The 663-nt window shown below is 73.5% G+C and carries 2 protein-coding genes; both read right to left on the bottom strand.

Annotated elements, in window-relative coordinates; translation table 11 throughout:
* On the bottom strand, positions 1–341 hold a 341-nt coding region (locus ABTU92_RS28975), incomplete at its 3' end, for a DNA-binding protein (protein WP_408095023.1).
* On the bottom strand, positions 338–663 hold a 326-nt coding region (locus tag ABTU92_RS28970), incomplete at its 5' end, for a phage regulatory CII family protein (protein WP_408095022.1). The genes ABTU92_RS28970 and ABTU92_RS28975, both read right to left, overlap by 4 nt.

The raw sequence follows: 663 nt of genomic DNA, 5'->3' as shown, positions 1-663 counted from the left end.
GAGCAGGCCCGATAGGCCGCGACGATGGCGAGCCGCGCGTCACGCTCCAGCGCGGCCCGGTCGGAAAGGTCCCGGCCGCACGACGGTGCGGGTGCGGGCGGCGCCGGCACGTCGGCCGCGCCGATGGTCCGGTGCCGGCGCTCGTAGGCGATGCGGGCGAGTGGCGGCAGGAGGGCGACGTTGAATTCCAGGCCCCCGCCGCGGCCCGACCGCCGCCGCGCATAGGCGAGGCTCTCGGCCCAGCCCTCGCGGTCGGCGAGTGCATGCACGCCCATCTTGGTGGACGGCAGGCCCGGCAGGGCCTCTTCGGCGAGTTCCTGCGCGGTGAGCCACTCCCTCATCGCCGCGCTCTCCACTCGGCGTCGGCGGCCTGTTCCTCGCGCTCGGCCTGCAGCTTGTCCTCGCGCGCCTTCTCGCGGCGCAGGAGGGCCTCGTAGCGTTGCGGGATGGCGATCATCCCGATCTCGTTCAGGAGTGCGTTCAGCGCCCGCGCGTCGCCCGTGACGGCGACCAGAGCGGCGAGGCGCTGCGCCGAAATGGCGTGCGGCTTCTCAGGCGACGCATAGGCGTCGAGCATCGCCTTCGACATGCGCTCGCCGAGGTGCTCGGTCATCGCGGCCGCGATCTCGTCGCGTGTCTGGCCGCAGGAATCGAGCGTCTCGG

The organism is Rhodoplanes sp. SY1 (assembly GCF_046000175.1).
GTDB lineage: Bacteria > Pseudomonadota > Alphaproteobacteria > Rhizobiales > Xanthobacteraceae > Rhodoplanes.
This window is presented reverse-complemented; position numbering and strand designations above follow the sequence as displayed.